13 protein-coding genes are annotated in these 14645 nt (G+C 43.7%); 1 reads left to right on the top strand and 12 read right to left on the bottom strand.

Annotated elements, in window-relative coordinates; translation table 11 throughout:
- Positions 1–22: 22 nt before the first annotated feature.
- From smc to ACFVSH_RS08285, 12 genes are all read right to left on the bottom strand, one after another.
- Positions 23–3586 (bottom strand): chromosome segregation protein SMC, encoded by a 3564-nt coding sequence (gene smc, locus ACFVSH_RS08340; protein WP_387705535.1) that lies wholly within the window; start codon positions 3584–3586, stop codon positions 23–25.
- A gap of 24 nt (positions 3587–3610) precedes the next feature.
- On the bottom strand, positions 3611–4351 hold the full coding sequence (gene rnc / locus ACFVSH_RS08335; RefSeq protein WP_192208199.1) for a ribonuclease III: 741 nt from the start codon (positions 4349–4351) through the stop codon (positions 3611–3613).
- A gap of 265 nt (positions 4352–4616) precedes the next feature.
- The gene (locus ACFVSH_RS08330; protein ID WP_034313729.1) at positions 4617–4850 is read right to left on the bottom strand and encodes an acyl carrier protein; all 234 of its coding nucleotides are present in this window, start codon (positions 4848–4850) and stop codon (positions 4617–4619) included.
- A gap of 57 nt (positions 4851–4907) precedes the next feature.
- Positions 4908–5651 (bottom strand): 3-oxoacyl-[acyl-carrier-protein] reductase, encoded by a 744-nt coding sequence (fabG, locus tag ACFVSH_RS08325; protein WP_387599837.1) that lies wholly within the window; start codon positions 5649–5651, stop codon positions 4908–4910.
- Complete coding sequence (gene fabD / locus ACFVSH_RS08320) at positions 5648–6595, bottom strand: ACP S-malonyltransferase (protein ID WP_387599834.1); 948 nt, start codon at positions 6593–6595, stop codon at positions 5648–5650. The genes fabG and fabD overlap by 4 nt, the downstream gene beginning before the upstream one ends.
- Positions 6596–6622: 27 nt before the next feature.
- Positions 6623–7609 carry a phosphate acyltransferase PlsX gene (plsX, locus tag ACFVSH_RS08315; protein ID WP_387599831.1) on the bottom strand — a complete coding sequence of 329 codons (987 nt, stop codon included), beginning with the start codon at positions 7607–7609 and terminating at the stop codon, positions 6623–6625.
- A 24-nt stretch (positions 7610–7633) separates the two neighbouring features.
- On the bottom strand, positions 7634–8191 hold the full coding sequence (gene fapR, locus ACFVSH_RS08310) for a transcription factor FapR (RefSeq protein WP_098371041.1): 558 nt from the start codon (positions 8189–8191) through the stop codon (positions 7634–7636).
- A 118-nt stretch (positions 8192–8309) separates the two neighbouring features.
- Positions 8310–10361, bottom strand: a complete 2052-nt coding sequence (recG, locus tag ACFVSH_RS08305; RefSeq protein ID WP_387599827.1) for an ATP-dependent DNA helicase RecG — start codon at positions 10359–10361, stop codon at positions 8310–8312.
- Positions 10358–11242 (bottom strand): L-serine ammonia-lyase, iron-sulfur-dependent, subunit alpha, encoded by an 885-nt coding sequence (gene sdaAA, locus ACFVSH_RS08300; protein WP_387599824.1) that lies wholly within the window; start codon positions 11240–11242, stop codon positions 10358–10360. Before sdaAA ends, recG begins: the two co-directional genes overlap by 4 nt.
- A 37-nt stretch (positions 11243–11279) precedes the next feature.
- Positions 11280–11942, bottom strand: a complete 663-nt coding sequence (gene sdaAB, locus ACFVSH_RS08295; protein WP_387599821.1) for an L-serine ammonia-lyase, iron-sulfur-dependent subunit beta — start codon at positions 11940–11942, stop codon at positions 11280–11282.
- A gap of 206 nt (positions 11943–12148) precedes the next feature.
- The gene (locus ACFVSH_RS08290; RefSeq protein ID WP_387599817.1) at positions 12149–13819 is read right to left on the bottom strand and encodes a DAK2 domain-containing protein; all 1671 of its coding nucleotides are present in this window, start codon (positions 13817–13819) and stop codon (positions 12149–12151) included.
- Positions 13820–13838: 19 nt separating this feature from the next.
- Positions 13839–14201: an Asp23/Gls24 family envelope stress response protein gene (locus tag ACFVSH_RS08285; RefSeq protein ID WP_048684651.1), complete on the bottom strand. Its 363-nt coding sequence runs from the start codon at positions 14199–14201 to the stop codon at positions 13839–13841.
- Positions 14202–14454: 253 nt separating this feature from the next.
- On the opposite strand from ACFVSH_RS08285, the gene rpmB reads away from it, so the two are divergent.
- Positions 14455–14643 carry a 50S ribosomal protein L28 gene (rpmB, locus tag ACFVSH_RS08280; protein WP_034313767.1) on the top strand — a complete coding sequence of 63 codons (189 nt, stop codon included), beginning with the start codon at positions 14455–14457 and terminating at the stop codon, positions 14641–14643.
- Positions 14644–14645 lie beyond the last annotated feature (2 nt).

Here is a 14645-nt window from a genome sequence, read left to right as displayed (position 1 = left end):
CACTTCCTCTAATTCATGAATTTTAAACTTCAATAAAGTTTTCTGATTCTTCCATCCGGACGGAAACAAGTTTGGAGACACCTGACTCCTGCATCGTAATGCCATATAGGACATCCGCCTCTTCCATCGTGCCTTTGCGGTGAGTGATCACGATGAACTGCGTTTCCCTGCTGAACTTCCTTAAAAATTGACTGAACCGGACGACATTCGCCTCATCAAGCGCTGCCTCGACCTCATCAAGGATACAGAAAGGCACAGGACGCACTTTTAGAATGGAGAATAAAAGGGCTATGGCTGTCAATGCTCGTTCTCCCCCGGATAAGAGGCTCAAATTTTGCAGTTTTTTTCCGGGAGGCTGTGCAATGATATCTACTCCTGTATTTAGTAAATCATCCGGATTTGTCAGCTTCAGCTCCGCTCTGCCTCCGCCGAATAAGGCTTTGAAGACTTGTTCGAACTCTTCACGGATTGAATAGAAGGTATCCGCAAAGCGCCGCTTCATTTCATCATCCATTTCATCGATGACTTGGAATAATGTATCTTTCGCCTGTTGAAGGTCTTCCTTTTGACTAAGAAGGAATTCATAGCGTTCAGCTACTCGTGCGTATTCATCAATTGCACCTAGATTCACCGTCCCCAGTTCCTCGATTGCAAGCTTGATCAGCTTGACACTTTTTTGAGCTTCTTCTGCAGGCATCATCAATGGATACTGTTCTTTAGCCCCCTCAAAGGAAAGGGTATATTCTTCTCTCAAGTGGGCAAGGCGATTTTCCAGTTCGACATCCAGACGAGTTAATTTCACTTCTTCATCCTTTATCACTTCGACAATGCCTCTATAAAGCCTATTTTCCTCTTTCAAGGACAATTCAAGAGTTTCAACTTGCGTTAGAAGCTCGTCTTTTTCCTGTTTTTTCATGGCGATTTCTTCAATTGCCCCATTTTTATCGAGCAATTTCTGCTGAGCCATATCTTCCAGGGACTCTTCCCCGCTTGAACTGTCTGTCATTTCATTGGTCAGGAGCCCTAAATCATCTTTGTTTTCGGCAAGCCTGCTTGATTCCTTTGAAAGATCCGATTCAATGCGTTCCATCTTCTCTTTTTGGTTTTGCAGCTGGCCGCGCTTAGAGGCAAGCATTACCCTCAGTTCATTCGTTTCTTCAGCAAGGCTCTCTTTTGAGGATTGTTGAGATTGCTTTTGTTCGGTCATTTCTGAAATCAACCGGTCCAGCCCTTCAATCTCAGTTTTACACGATTCCAAAAGTTCTTCCAGCTCTTCAAGTCTTGCAGTTTTTTGCTGTTGTTCTTCCAAATATGAATTTTTATCCAAATCATAAAGATGCAGCCGTTCATTCACATTTCTTTCCTGCAGCTCCACTTCACGGAGTTCGCCCTTAAGGGTTTGTTCTTGTAATCGAAGTCTCTCTCCTGTTTTTCTGGTTTGTTCAAGCGTTTGCTCTTGAACACCCAGATCCACTTTGAGCTGTTTGACTTGCTTTTCTAGCTGATTTGTTTTAGCTTCCATTGCAGCAAGTTTTTGATGGAGCTCTTCCAATTCCGTTTTCCTTGAAAGCAGGGAGGTCGTTTTTTGCTTTAAGGCTCCACCAGTCATTGAACCACCTGGATTGACGATATCTCCTTCAAGTGTTACGAAGCGGAAACGGTGCTGCATCATTTTGGCCAGGTCATTTGCACCTTTTAAATCGGTGGTGATCATCACGGTTCCTAATAGGTTTTCAGCAATCGCTGCATGCCTATCATCATATTGGATCAATGAGGAACCCGTCCCCACAAAAGCTGGATGACTCTTCAGCATCGATAGTTGGTTAGCTGATATCTCTCTTGCCTTTATGACTGATAATGGCAAGAACGTCGCACGCCCATACCTATTTTTCTTCAAGAAGGAAATGGCTTCCCGTGCATGCTCTTCGCGTTCCACGACAACATGCTGCATCGCTCCGCCCAAAGCCGTTTCGATAGCCGTTTCATATTCCTTTGGAACCTTTATCAATTCCGCAACTGCCCCTTCAATGCCTCGAAGGGTTTCTTTCGCTTTCAAAACCTCTTTTACCCCTTGAAAAAAGCCTGCATAATCATCTTCCATTTCTTCAAGAAGTTCCTTACGAGATTTTGCCTGTTGAAGGAATTGATAGGCCTTATAAAGGGTGGTTTCTTGTTTTTGATACGTATCTTTTGCAGCATTCAATTTATTCTGCTGATTTCGGAAATAAGTGACATGCTCTTCAAGCTGCTTGGTCATATTTTCCATCAGCTGTGAATATTCCGTTTTTTTAGCAGCAATTTCCATTCTTTCGGTTAAGAACTTTTCATTTTCCATATCCAGTTTAGCATTTTTATGTTCCTGCTGCGTTAATTGCTGGAGCAGGTATTGTTTTTCGTTTTTAGCCGATGCCTGCTTGTTCAACCACTCGATATAGTCACTCTTTTTCGCTTCGATCATCGCTTCAATATCACTATTGAATAGGCCTAGGCTTTTTTGTTTTTCATGTAAGGTTTCAGAAATCCCTTTCACTTCCATGTTCAGTGCATTCAGGATTTCCGTTTCTCTTTCCTTTTGCAAAGACAACCGCTCGACGGCAGCCTCACCTTCCACAATCGCTTTTTCTAGCTGTGACTTGTTTTGGGCAGCATTTTTTTTCCGTTCTTTCAAAACCTCTTTACGGCCTTCAAGCTTTTCAAGTTCTTCGCTGGCATTCAGGAGAATTTCCTGAAGTCCATTGATCGATGTCTCAAGCGCAGCAAGACTATCCCTTAGTTTTTTGAGATGCACTTCCCTGTCATGAAGCTGTCCTGCCATTTGCTGTTCCATTTCATTATGTTTTTCAAGTTCTTGAGAAAGTTGTTTCCATTTCTCATAAAGCTCTTCTATTTCAAAAACGGTTAAAGCCACTTCTATTTGCTCAAGCTCTTCTTTCTTCGCCAAAAATTCCTTGGCGAGGGAAGACTGAATTTTTAACGGCTCCACCTGTCCCTCCAATTCATGGAGGATATCATGGACACGGTTTAAGTTATCCTGTGTTTCCGTCAGCTTCGATTCCGCTTTTCGTTTTCTAGTTTTATACTTAAGGACACCGGCTGCCTCTTCAAAGATCACTCGTCTTTCTTCAGCCTTACTGCTTAGGATTTCTTCCACTTTCCCTTGGCTGATGATGGAAAAGGCTTCTCGCCCAAGACCAGAATCCATGAAAAGGTCTATGATGTCTTTCAGACGGCAACCTTGATTATTAATGAAAAATTCACTTTCTCCCGATCGATATACACGTCTTGTCACACTGACTTCATGAAAGTCGATCGGTAGGGAATTGGTCTCGTTATCAAGGGTCAATGATACTTCCGCAAAATTCAACGCTTTCCTCGTGTCACTTCCCGAAAAGATGATATCTTCCATTTTTGCTCCACGCAGTGATTTCGCAGACTGCTCTCCAAGTACCCAACGGACTGCATCGGTCACATTACTTTTACCGCTTCCGTTTGGTCCAACCACTGCCGTGACACCAGGTACAAAATCAATCGAAATTTTCTCTGCGAAAGATTTAAATCCTACAACGTCCAAACGTTTGAGGAACATGACCTTTCCCCCTCTACTGTTCAACTATCTTGTTGATTTTTTATCTTTTAAAACGATCAATGCATGCTCGGCAGCATGCTGCTCCGCTTCTTTTTTGGACTTTCCTATTCCAGTGCCCAGCTCTTCCCCATTTAGGGAGACGGTCGAAACAAACTCCCGATTATGAGCCGGTCCTTTTTCCTGCAAGATTTTATATTGCAGGACACCGATGGCATCCCGCTGGATCAGCTCCTGAAGCTGGCTCTTATAATCCATCACATGAGAAAAAGCACCCTCGTCTATCTTCGGAAACACGACATTCGTCAAAAACTGTACAACCGGCTCTAATCCTTGATCAAGGTACAAAGCACCAATGTAGGCTTCGAATACATCCGCAAGCATGGCAGGACGTTCTCTTCCACCTGTCATTTCTTCACCTTTTCCGAGTAATACATATTCCCCGTAAGAAAGGCTGTTGGCAAAAGCAACTAGTGAAGGCTCACAAACAATGGCTGCCCTTAGTTTGGTAAGTTCACCTTCGCTCATCATCGGATATTTTTGATATAAGTATTTAGAGATGGTCAATTCAAGTACAGCGTCCCCTAAGAATTCAAGCCTTTCATTATCTTCATAAGGCTTACGGCGATGCTCATTCACATAAGATGAATGCGTAAAAGCTTGTTTTAATAGATTTTCATCTTTAAAATGAAAACCCAGATTTTCTTGCAACTGTTTAAAATTATTATCCTTGATTGATGGTTTACGATTGTTTCCGTTCCTACGCATCACACAAAACCCTCCACAACGGTTCAAAAAGCATATTTTTCCAATATATATAAAAAGAAACCTGGCAGGAACTCCTGTCAAGCTTTCCTATGTACCATCATACATTATTATCCCCTTAAAGAAAACTAATGGCAAAAGGCCACTGCCATGCAGCGGAACTTACCGTGTACATGCTCATTTCCTTATCTGCCGATGCAACAAACTTCTTTAAGCAATAAGAGAAAGCCCCGTTAAAAAACGGAGCTTTTAGTCAAATGACAATTCATTACATAGTACTTTGTATGTAATTCACAGCATCACCTACTGTGGCGATTTTTTCAGCGTCATCGTCCGAAATTTCCATATCAAACTCGTCTTCGAATTCCATGACTAGTTCAACTACATCAAGGGAATCGGCACCAAGATCTTCTTTGAAAGAAGCTTCAAGTTTTACCTCTGATTCTTCTACGTTCAAACGATCTACAACGATTTTAGTTACTCTTTCTAATACATCTGCCAATGTGTTCACCTCCCCTCAAAACATTATAAATTAATTTCGAAAAAAATCAAAGAAAACTTACATGACCATGCCGCCATCTACATGAAGAGTTTGCCCAGTCATATATTTGCTGGCATCAGAAGCGAGGAAAGACGCCACTGCAGCAATATCTTTAGGGTCACCGAACCGCGCAAGCGGAATTTGGTCCAGCATGGCTTTTTGGACGTCCTCAGGCAATTCACCCGTCATATCCGTTGAGATGAAACCTGGGGCAATAGCATTGACCGTAATGCCTCTTGAAGCAAGTTCCTTTGCCGTGGTTTTAGTCAGACCGATCACACCAGCTTTAGCCGCTACATAATTAGCCTGCCCAGCATTTCCGCTAACGCCGACGATCGATGCCATATTGATGATCCTGCCGCTACGCTGTTTCATCATTTGCCTTGTAACCGCTTTGGTGCATAGGAACACGCCTTTAAGATTCGTATTGATCACTGAATCCCATTCATCTTCTTTCATACGCATCAATAGGTTATCACGTGTGATGCCAGCATTATTGACCAGGATATCCACTCTGCCAAACTGTTCGATGACCTCTTTGATCATACTTGTCACCGATTCACTATTTGCAACATCGCATTGTATGGTGAATGCATTACGCCCCAATGCCTTGATTTCTTCAACCACTTCATTCGCTTTAGCTTCACTGCCAGAATAGTTGATGGCAACATCTGCTCCCTGACGGGCAAGTTCCAATGCAACTTCCTTGCCTATACCTCGTGAGGCTCCCGTTACAAGTGCCTTTTTTCCTTCGAGGATCATGATTGTACCCCCTTCAATGTTTCAATTGTTTTAGTTAGAGTATCTAAATCGGATACCGAATGAATTTGAACGGAGCGATCAATTTTCTTTATCAATCCGCCCAATACTTTCCCAGGGCCCACCTCGATGAACGTATCCACGCCCAATTCAAGTAGATTTTTCACACTGTCCTCCCAAAGGACCGGTGAATACAGTTGTTCGATTAATTTTTCTTTTATTTCGGCAGGCGCTGTAATGGGCTTAGCCGTTACGTTTGAAATAACAGGAATTTCTGCCTGTTTGATGCTTACTTCATCGAGGACACCCTGTAATTTTTCTGCTGCCGGTTTCATCAATTCCGAATGGAACGGTCCGCTAACCTCAAGAGGAAGAGCCCGTTTAGCGCCATTTTCCTTGGCTTTTGCACTCGCAAGTTTAACCCCTTCCGAGGTCCCTGAAATGACGATTTGCCCTGGACAGTTAATATTGGCCAATTGAACGGATTCCCCTGTGGCCGTAATTTCAGAAGTGACTTCAGATAGGGCTTCCCGGTCCATTCCCAAAATCGCAGCCATTGAGCCTTGACCATTCGGTACCGCAGCTTCCATGAATTCACCACGCTTACGCACTGTATATACAGCATCCTCAAAAGAAATTGCACCAGATGCCACTAATGCCGAATATTCACCTAAACTGTGCCCGGCTGTATAATCGGGTTTGATTCCCGCTTCTTCCAACTCCTTGACGAAAGCATAACTCGTGGTCAATAAAGCAGGCTGTGCATTATAAGTCACCGTTAATTCTTGTTGTGTGCCATTAAAGATCAATTCGGAAAGTGGAAAATCAAGTTTTTCATCAGCTGTTCGAAAAATTTTCTGAGCACGCTCGTTTTCCTGAAATAAGCCATGCCCCATTCCTATTGATTGTGAACCTTGTCCTGGAAAGACAAAAGCAATTTTACCCATCTGTTACTCCCCTGCCTCTATGATTTATTATTGTTTTTCTATCGTCTCCGCAATTGTCGATATGACGTCATTTCCAACCATATTGCGAGTCTGGCGTATTGCATTATAGACCGCATTCGCATCTGAAGAACCATGAGCCTTAATGACAGGGGCCTTCAAACCGAATAGGCCCGCACCGCCATACTCCGAATAATCCATTTTATTTTTAATGCCTTTTAGTTCAGGTTTTACCATTGCTGCAGCCAACTTACTCTTGAGATTGCTCATCAAGGCCGTTTTCACCATTTTGAATACGCCCATAGCAGTACCTTCAAGCGTCTTTAATACCATATTTCCCGTGAAGCCGTCCGTAACGACAACATCTGCCGGCCCGTTCAGGAGGTCCCTTGCCTCTACGTTACCTATAAAGGATATCTCCGATGATTGCTGCAGTAATGTAAAGGCATGCTTTGTCAGATCATTCCCCTTTTTTTCTTCTGTGCCAATATTAAGTAATCCGACACGGGGCTTTTCGATTCCCCGCACTTTTTGGGCATAAACAGACCCCATTATGGCGAATTGAAGGAGATGCTCCGGTTTCGCATCGGAGTTCGCACCTACATCCAGTAGCACAAAACCTTTACCATCGATTGTCGGAAGGGTGGGAGCCAATGCCGGACGTTCAATTCCTTCTATCCTTCCGACCACAAACAAGCCCGCAGCCATTAGCGCCCCGGTATTGCCTGAGGAAATGCATGCATCTGCTTCTCCGTCAGCCACGTGCTGTGCAGCCAACACCATCGAGGCGCTTTTCTTGCGCCGGACCGCACGAACCGGTTCGTCGGTACTCAATATTTTTTCATCAGTATGTATAACCCTTATACGGTCATGTTTCGCTAAGTATTGGTTTATTTCAGCTTGATTGCCTATCAAGGTGATTTCCACATCGGAAAAATTCTCGACAGCTTTCATCGCCCCCAAAACCTGCGCCTCGGGAGCATTATCGCCACCCATGGCATCTATCGTAATCTTCATTTTCTTTCATCCTTTACTAGAAAGTTAAGAGCGATACATTTCGAACTCGCCTTTAAAAACCAGTTCATTACCCACGTAGCTTCTGACTTCCACCACGGAACGATCGTTGGTGTGATCCACGCTTTTAACCCTCGCTTTAGCTACCACTCTTTCATTTTCCTTTACAGAACGAGTAAATAAAATGGATGCTTTTGCAGTCAATGCCAGTTCATCATTTATGACTGCTACAGCCAATGAATTCGCTTGGGCAAAAAGGTGATGCCCCCTTGCAATTCCATTCCGCTTAAAGACATGCTCTTTATTTATATCCAAAATCGAAATTGCATTATCATCTAAATTAAGGTCAATTACTTCCCCGATGATTTCATCCAAAGGCAATGCCCTGATCTCGTCACTGAATTTTTTCTCGGCCACGCTTTTAATACGCTCACGCAGTTCCGGTATCGATAATTCAAGACGGTCAAGCCTAATGGTCTGGACGCTCACCGAATATTTTTCAGCCAGCTCCTCATCCGTTACAAAAGGATTCTGTTTAATCGTTTCGATTAATAACTGCTGGCGTTCCTTCTTATTTCTTCGCATTTGAAGGTCACCATCCGTAGTATTATGACTAGGTACTAATAGTAGTATATATATTTTAAAAACAGATTGCAAGATATTGCGTGAAATCTCACAATCTGCTATTGGTTTTTCATTCAGTTCAGTCCAGCTTTTCGCCCGTGAATACACCCGTCCCCTCTAGATAGTTCCGAAGCGGAGCATACTCCGGGGAATGCCAAAAGCTTTGGGAGGCAATCAATTTTGCTGCATCCATCCTTGCCACTTCCAGGGTCCTGTAATCATGGACCATGTCTGCTACCTTGAACTCGGGAAGGCCGCTCTGTTTTTTACCGAAGAAGTCCCCGGGGCCACGAAGTTCCAAATCTTTTTCGGAAAGGGCAAATCCATCGTTTGTCTCGGTCATGATTTTCATCCGTTCTTTCCCGACTTCCGTTTTCGGATCAGCCAGCAGTATGCAAAAGGACTGATCACTCCCCCGTCCGACCCTTCCGCGTAACTGATGCAACTGTGAAAGCCCAAAGCGCTCCGCATCATAAATGACCATTACCGTTGCATTTGGAACATTCACCCCAACCTCGACAACCGTCGTGGAAACAAGGATTTGTGCTTCATTGGCACTAAACTGCTGCATCACTTCGTCTTTTTCTTCCGCGGGCAGCCTTCCATGCATAAGACCTACTTTGTACCTGTTCGCAAAGTATTGTGTCAGCATTGCATGAACATCGAGAACATTCTGTAATGAATCGAGTTTCTCCGACTCTTCAATCAATGGACAGATGACGTATGCCTGTCTCCCTTTCTTTAGTTCCTTTTCGACAAAGGCTAAGATCCGATCAAGCATCTGGTGTTTCGCCCAATAGGTTTCTATCGCTTTTCGCCCGGCAGGCATCTCATCGATCGTGGAGACGTCCATTTCCCCAAACACTGTAATTGCAAGCGTTCGCGGAATTGGTGTAGCCGTCATGAAAAGGACATCTGGATTCGTACCTTTTTCACGGAGGATGCGGCGCTGTTCCACTCCGAAACGATGCTGTTCATCCGTTATGACAAGACCTAGGTTTTGAAAATTCACTTCATCCTGTATCAATGCATGAGTTCCTATCAAAAGATCTAGCTCCCCGGATTCCAGCATTTGCAATAGTTCCTTGCGTTTTTTGCCTTTTACCGAACTTGTCAACAATGCAACCTTTACTCCACTCGGTTCCAACATTGCCTTCAGGGATTGTGCATGCTGCTCAGCCAAGATTTCCGTCGGGACCATAAGTGCACCTTGGAAACCTGCTGTAATCGTCGCCTTTAGGCATATGGCGGCAACCACCGTTTTTCCAGACCCGACATCCCCTTGAAGTAGACGATTCATCCGGTAAGGAGATTTCATGTCGTTCATTATTTCCTCGACGACCCTATTTTGAGCGTTCGTCAAAGGAAAAGGGAGAGTTCCAATGAAGGCTTCCAGCTGCTTCATATCAAACTCCTGCCCTATCCCTTTTGACTGCTCCCTCTGCACTTTACGAATTGCCTGCATTTTAAGTTGAAACAATAAAAACTCTTCATACACAAATCGGCGTCGAGCCTTTTTCACCTCATTGGCCGATAGAGGGAAATGCATGGTACGAAGAGCATCGTTACGAGGCATCAGTTTGTATGCCGCCAGTAATTGCGGGGGGAGATTCTCTTCTATCATTGCCCCATATTCAGAAAATGCATTGGAGATAAAGCGTCGGAGACCCTTGACAGTAATGCTGCCTTTCACTGAGTACACCGGTTCGAATTCTTTCTCCCTGCTGCGATCACCAACGTGGCATTCCGACCCTGTAATGGTTTGGCGATGACGATCCCACTTCCCTGTAACCGTTACGGTTTCACCTATAGCAAGCTTGGGCTTCAGGTATGGCTGGTTAAAAAAAATGACATTTATTAAATATCTCCCAGTCAATACTTTAATCGTAAGCCTGGATTTTTTCTTTCCGAAGTATCCTAAAGTGGGCACCGTATGAACCTTGCCCTCCACGGTAACCCGCTCATCGTGCTCGACCGTTTCCAAATCCCTCAACCGGTAATCTTCATAGCGAAATGGGAGATGCTCAAGGAGATCCGCGACGGAATGGATCCCCATTTCCCCCAACGCTGCCGCCGTTTCGGCCCCAATTCCTTTTACTGCTGTTATGGGTTCCTGTAAAGTTGCTTTCACTTCTTATTCAGCGGCAAGCCAAAGATTTTCGCTTCCAACTCCCGCCCAGTCGGTGTAGCCGCTAAACCTCCTTGTGCAGTTTCCCTAAGTGCCGATGGCATCGTTTGCCCGATTTTATACATCGCATCAATTACTTCATCACACGGTATCCGGCTTGTGATCCCCGCTAACGCCATATCTGCGGCAACCATTGCATTGGCTGCACCCATGGCATTCCGCTTCACACAAGGCACTTCCACAAGCCCAGCAACAGGGTCACATACAAGACCAAGCATGTTCTTCAATGTGATTGCCATCGCCTCTGCACTTTGTGCTGGTGTCCCTCCTGCCATTTCAACGATAGCTGCCGCTGCCATGCCCGAGGCAGAACCGACCTCCGCCTGACAGCCCCCTGCGGCTCCAGAGATCGAAGCATTATTCGCTACAACAAAACCAAAAGCCCCTGCTGTAAAAAGGAACTCGATTTTTTGTTCCCGAGACGGTTTTAATTTATTTTGCAAAGCAAAAAGCGTTCCAGGCACAACACCAGCAGATCCGGCAGTCGGTGTCGCACAAATCGTTCCCATGGCTGCGTTCACTTCGTTTGTTGCCACGGCTTTGCTTACCGCATCCAACAGCAGCTCACCGGATAAGGAGTTTCCGGATTTAATGTAATTCTGAAGTAGAACTGCATCCCCACCCGTCAGGCCGGAAACGGACCGTACACCTTGAAGTCCTTTTTCAACTGCCTGTTCCATTACATCCAGGTTGACTCCCATCTGGCGGATGATTTCTTCACGGCTTTTCCCCGTTACTTCCATTTCCTGCTCTATCATCAGCGTTGAAATTCTTTTCTGCTTTGATTCAGCTAATTCTACTAATTCCGCTACATTTCGAAACATGATTCATTCTCCTTCCTAAGTGGAAACGATTGCCCTGTCAATCCACAATCCTTGCTACTTGAGTGATGTTGGGGAGTGCCGTAATTTCAGCGATGACTTGATCCTCCAGGTTATGGTCCACTTCAATCGTCATCAAGGCCATCTTCCCTTTCTCTTTTCGGGAGACTTCCATCTGGCCAATATTGATTTGATGCTTGGCTAATATGTTTGAAACATTGGCAATGGCACCATATCGATCATCATGAACGACGAGTATGGCAGGATTGTGACCGGAGAGCCTCAATTTAAATCCATTCAGTTCGACGATTTCGATCTTTCCTCCGCCAATCGATATTCCGACAAGTTCCAGTTCACCATCATCATCACCAACGGTTATTTTTGCTGTATTGGGATGTTCCGGTACTGCTTCTTCTTCCCGAAAAGTAATTTTCATTTTCTTTTTCCGGGCTAGTTCCAGCGATTCCTTGATTCTCTCATCAAATGTATCAAAATCAAGTAAGCCTCCTACAATGGCTACATCCGTTCCATGGCCTTTATAGGTTTTGGCAAATGATCCGTAAAAAGAAATATGGGCCCATTTCGGTTCCCGGTCGAATAAACTCCTGGCAACCCTACCGATCCTTGCAGCTCCTGCTGTATGGGAACTAGAGGGGCCGATCATAACAGGACCAATTATATCGAATACACTTCTAAATTTCATGATTTGCTCCTCCTTCTTCACACTGGGAGTAGTTTAATAATAAAGCCTGGTATATTGTAATTACAATCACGCTGTCCGTAATCCTTCTTTTCAAAAAAATAAAACTGCATAGCCTAATGACATATGCAGTTTATTGCCTTTTATTTTTTTCAGGATCCTACCAAAATCATGACGAATAAGTTTCCCATATCTTCCTGATCCTCTACTTATTCAATTGAAAAAATAAAAGAATATAAAGGTTGTTTCCCATTATGGACTTCAACTTCAACGTCTTCAAAATTCTCATTACAAAACGCAACAAGACTTTCGACATCTTCAGCAGTGGCATCTTCTCCATATAAAATGGTAAGGATTTCCGAATCTTCGTCAATCATATCTGTTAGAAGATCTTTTGCCGCCTGAGTCATGTCTTTATCCTTCACTTTGATGGTGCCTTCAGCAATTCCCATGAAGTCCCCGGTCTCGATTGCTAGACCGTCAATGTTTGTATCCCGGACAGCATAAGTGATCTGTCCCGTTTTCACATGCGAAAAGGCTTCGATCATCGCTTCTTTATTCGCTTCAGCATCAAGTGAAGGGTTGAACGCCAACAATGCAGCCATTCCCTGCGGCACTGTTTTCGTTGGAATGACAGTCACATGATCCCCAAGCACATCTGCAGCCTGATTGGCCGCCATGATGATATTTTTATTATTAGGCAAGATGATGACATGATCTGCATATGCCTCTTCGACAGCCTTAACGATATCTTCCGTGCTAGGATTCATCGTTTGTCCGCCTTCGATGATGGACTTAGCTCCGATGCTTTTGAATAATTCGCTGATGCCAGCACCCATCGCCACTGACACAATAGCGTACTTCTCTTTGGTGGACGGTTTAGTTTGAAGCGGTGTATTCGTCTCACCGACAATCGCAGTATGCTGTTCACGCATATTATCGATTTTCATTTTAATTAAACTGCCAAATTGCTGTCCATAATTCAGGCACGTGCCAGGCTGTTCAGAGTGAATATGTACTTTGACGACTTCATCATCTGAGATGACCAATAAAGAATCTCCGTATTCACTTAAATCATTTCTGAATTTTTCTTCATCAAATGGTTTATTGGCAAGTTTTTCACTTTCCAATCTGACCATGAATTCCGTACAGTAGCCATACACGATATCTTCCGTATTCATATGCCCTTGTACATTCATGTGATGTTCGGCACTGATCATGTCGTCCATGCTTGGGCCATTTGAAGATCGGACTGGTAGGGCTTCACCTTTCAGCTCAGCAAGGAAGCCTTCATAAACGAACACCAACCCTTGCCCACCGCTATCAACGACTCCGACTTCTTTTAAGACTGGAAGAAGATCAGGTGTGCGTTTTAATGATGCATTGGCCTCCGTAACGATTTCTTCCATTACTTGAATAAGGTCTTGGTGCATTGCTGCTGATGAAACCGCTTGCTTGGCCGCATCTTTTGCAACCGTTAAGATGGTTCCTTCAACTGGTTTCATTACTGCTTTATAAGCTGTCTGTACCCCTGCTTCAAAAGCTTGGGCAAACTCTTCACTATTGATTTCCGATTTATTTTCAATCGCTTTAGCAAAACCGCGGAACAGTTGCGATAGAATTACTCCTGAATTGCCACGTGCGCCCATTAGCAGACCTCTTGAAAGGGACGTACCCACTTTCCCGATGTGTTCCTGGACGTTATTTTGCACTTCCTTCGCTCCCGAAGTCATCGATAAATTCATATTCGTTCCTGTATCTCCATCTGGAACAGGGAAAACATTCAACGCATCAACCATTTGGGCATTAGCCGCTAAATGGTTGGCACCTTGAATGATCATTTCTGCAAAGCGCTTTCCGTTTAAACTTGTAATTGACACAAAACTTTCCTCCTAATATTTAAGGGTTCGTTACACGAACTCCCTGTACAAAAATGTTGACCGAATCAACAGCTAATCCTACAGTTTTGTCCAGAGTATACTTTACCTTTGATTGCACATTATGTGCAACTTCCGAGATTTTCGTTCCATAACTTACGATAATATACATATCGATATGAACCTCTTCCTCTTCTTGACGGACTATTACACCCTTAGTAAAGTTTTCTTTTCTTAAAATTTCGGCAATGCCGTCTTTAAATTGTTTTTTGGAAGCCATTCCTATAATTCCGTAGCAATCCACGGCTGCTCCGCCTGCTACAGTAGCGATAACATCATTAGAGATGTCAATTTGTCCATACTTCGTTTGTAATTCGATAGACATTTTCTTTTCCCTCCCAAAAAATCAAATCAACTAAAGACATTTTACTATAATGTCTATGGTTTTAAAAGTAAATGTCATACGGTAGTATATATAATTCAATTTTGAAGGATGTATGTCAAGGTTTTTTTCTTGAAAGTAATTAACTGAAGTATTGCATTCTAACGGTAGGTATGATAAATTATTAAAGTATTTTACAAAGACTTAAGACGACTGCGAAAAACTTAAGCTTGTTGTAGTTAGGAGGGAATTTAACATGGCACGTAAATGTGTAATCACTGGAAGAAGAACTCGTTCTGGTAACAGCCGCTCTCACGCAATGAACGCTAGCAAGCGTACATGGGGCGCTAACCTTCAAAAAGTACGTATTTTAGTTGACGGTAAACCTAAACGTGTATACGTTTCTGCAAGAGCTCTTAAATCGGGCAAAGTAGAACGCGTATAATG

Source organism: Peribacillus sp. NPDC058002 (assembly GCF_042886655.1).
GTDB classification, from domain to species: domain Bacteria; phylum Bacillota; class Bacilli; order Bacillales; family DSM-1321; genus Peribacillus; species Peribacillus aracenensis.
Note: the sequence above shows the minus strand (reverse complement) of the source record. Positions and strands in the feature narration are given on the sequence as shown.